This is a genomic window from Pseudomonas syringae pv. coryli str. NCPPB 4273, from assembly GCF_000972175.1.
Classification (GTDB): domain Bacteria; phylum Pseudomonadota; class Gammaproteobacteria; order Pseudomonadales; family Pseudomonadaceae; genus Aquipseudomonas; species Aquipseudomonas syringae.
The window spans coordinates 1-3,040 of the sequence record NZ_AWQP01000077.1 but is presented as its reverse complement, the minus strand read 5'-3'; the positions used below and the strand labels follow the sequence as shown (position 1 = coordinate 3,040).

The 3,040-nt window shown below is 51.8% G+C and carries 1 rRNA gene; it reads right to left on the bottom strand.

Going from position 1 to position 3,040, the window contains the following annotated elements:
- Positions 1-61: 61 nt before the first annotated feature.
- Positions 62-2,955: ribosomal RNA gene (locus tag P406_RS26095) — 23S ribosomal RNA — on the bottom strand.
- Positions 2,956-3,040 lie beyond the last annotated feature (85 nt).

Here is a 3,040-nt window from a genome sequence, read left to right as displayed (position 1 = left end):
ACACTCTTTCCCTACACGACGCTCTTCCGATCTCATTCGACGCAAATTGCTTGGGTGTTATATGGTCAAGCCTCACGGGCAATTAGTATTGGTTAGCTCAACGCCTCACAGCGCTTACACACCCAACCTATCAACGTCGTAGTCTTCGACGGCCCTTTAGGGAACTCAAGGTTCCAGTGAGATCTCATCTTGAGGCAAGTTTCCCGCTTAGATGCTTTCAGCGGTTATCTTTTCCGAACATAGCTACCCGGCAATGCCACTGGCGTGACAACCGGAACACCAGAGGTTCGTCCACTCCGGTCCTCTCGTACTAGGAGCAGCCCCTCTCAAATCTCAAACGTCCACGGCAGATAGGGACCGAACTGTCTCACGACGTTCTAAACCCAGCTCGCGTACCACTTTAAATGGCGAACAGCCATACCCTTGGGACCGGCTTCAGCCCCAGGATGTGATGAGCCGACATCGAGGTGCCAAACACCGCCGTCGATATGAACTCTTGGGCGGTATCAGCCTGTTATCCCCGGAGTACCTTTTATCCGTTGAGCGATGGCCCTTCCATACAGAACCACCGGATCACTAAGACCTACTTTCGTACCTGCTCGACGTGTCTGTCTCGCAGTCAAGCGCGCTTTTGCCTTTATACTCTACGACCGATTTCCGACCGGTCTGAGCGCACCTTCGTACTCCTCCGTTACTCTTTAGGAGGAGACCGCCCCAGTCAAACTACCCACCATACACTGTCCTCGATCCGGATAACGGACCTGAGTTAGAACCTCAAAGTTGCCAGGGTGGTATTTCAAGGTTGGCTCCACGCAGACTGGCGTCCACGCTTCAAAGCCTCCCACCTATCCTACACAAGCAAATTCAAAGTCCAGTGCAAAGCTATAGTAAAGGTTCACGGGGTCTTTCCGTCTAGCCGCGGATACACTGCATCTTCACAGCGATTTCAATTTCACTGAGTCTCGGGTGGAGACAGCGCCGCCATCGTTACGCCATTCGTGCAGGTCGGAACTTACCCGACAAGGAATTTCGCTACCTTAGGACCGTTATAGTTACGGCCGCCGTTTACCGGGGCTTCGATCAAGAGCTTCGCTTGCGCTAACCCCATCAATTAACCTTCCGGCACCGGGCAGGCGTCACACCCTATACGTCCACTTTCGTGTTTGCAGAGTGCTGTGTTTTTAATAAACAGTCGCAGCGGCCTGGTATCTTCGACCGGCAGGGGCTTACGCAGTAAATGCTTCACCTCCACCGGCGCACCTTCTCCCGAAGTTACGGTGCCATTTTGCCTAGTTCCTTCACCCGAGTTCTCTCAAGCGCCTTGGTATTCTCTACCCAACCACCTGTGTCGGTTTGGGGTACGGTTCCTGGTTACCTGAAGCTTAGAAGCTTTTCTTGGAAGCATGGCATCAACCACTTCGTGTTCTAAAAGAACACTCGTCATCAGCTCTCGGCCTTAAGATCCCGGATTTACCTAAGATCTCAGCCTACCACCTTAAACCTGGACAACCAACGCCAGGCTGGCCTAGCCTTCTCCGTCCCTCCATCGCAATAACCAGAAGTACAGGAATATTAACCTGTTTTCCATCGACTACGCTTTTCAGCCTCGCCTTAGGGACCGACTAACCCTGCGTCGATTAACGTTGCGCAGGAAACCTTGGTCTTTCGGCGTGGGTGTTTTTCACACCCATTGTCGTTACTCATGTCAGCATTCGCACTTCTGATACCTCCAGCAAGCTTCTCAACTCACCTTCACAGGCTTACAGAACGCTCCTCTACCGCATCATCAAAAGATGATACCCGTAGCTTCGGTGCATGGTTTGAGCCCCGTTACATCTTCCGCGCAGGCCGACTCGACTAGTGAGCTATTACGCTTTCTTTAAAGGGTGGCTGCTTCTAAGCCAACCTCCTAGCTGTCTAAGCCTTCCCACATCGTTTCCCACTTAACCATGACTTTGGGACCTTAGCTGACGGTCTGGGTTGTTTCCCTTTTCACGACGGACGTTAGCACCCGCCGTGTGTCTCCCATGCTCGGCACTTGTAGGTATTCGGAGTTTGCATCGGTTTGGTAAGTCGGGATGACCCCCTAGCCGAAACAGTGCTCTACCCCCTACAGTGATACATGAGGCGCTACCTAAATAGCTTTCGAGGAGAACCAGCTATCTCCGAGCTTGATTAGCCTTTCACTCCGATCCACAGGTCATCCGCTAACTTTTCAACGGTAGTCGGTTCGGTCCTCCAGTTAGTGTTACCCAACCTTCAACCTGCCCATGGATAGATCGCCCGGTTTCGGGTCTATTCCCAGCGACTAGACGCCCTATTAAGACTCGCTTTCGCTACGCCTCCCCTATTCGGTTAAGCTCGCCACTGAAAATAAGTCGCTGACCCATTATACAAAAGGTACGCAGTCACCCAACAAAGTGGGCTCCCACTGCTTGTACGCATACGGTTTCAGGATCTATTTCACTCCGCTCTCCGCGGTTCTTTTCGCCTTTCCCTCACGGTACTGGTTCACTATCGGTCAGTCAGTAGTATTTAGCCTTGGAGGATGGTCCCCCCATATTCAGACAAGGTTTCTCGTGCCCCGTCCTACTCGATTTCATTGCAAAGGGATTTTCGCGTACAGGGCTATCACCCACTATGGCCACCCTTTCCAGAGTGTTCCGCTAATCTCAATACAACTTAAGGGCTGGTCCCCGTTCGCTCGCCACTACTAAGGGAATCTCGGTTGATTTCTTTTCCTCAGGGTACTTAGATGTTTCAGTTCCCCTGGTTCGCCTCTTGCACCTATGTATTCAGTACAAGATAACCATCTTATGATGGCTGGGTTCCCCCATTCAGACATCTCCGGATCACAGTCTGTTTGCCGACTCCCCGAAGCTTTTCGCAGGCTACCACGTCTTTCATCGCCTCTGACTGCCAAGGCATCCACCGTATGCGCTTCTTCACTTGACCATATAACCCCAAGCAATCTGGTTATACTGTGAAGACGACATTCGCCGAAAGTTTGCATTTCACAAACTTTACCTTAGCCCGGACA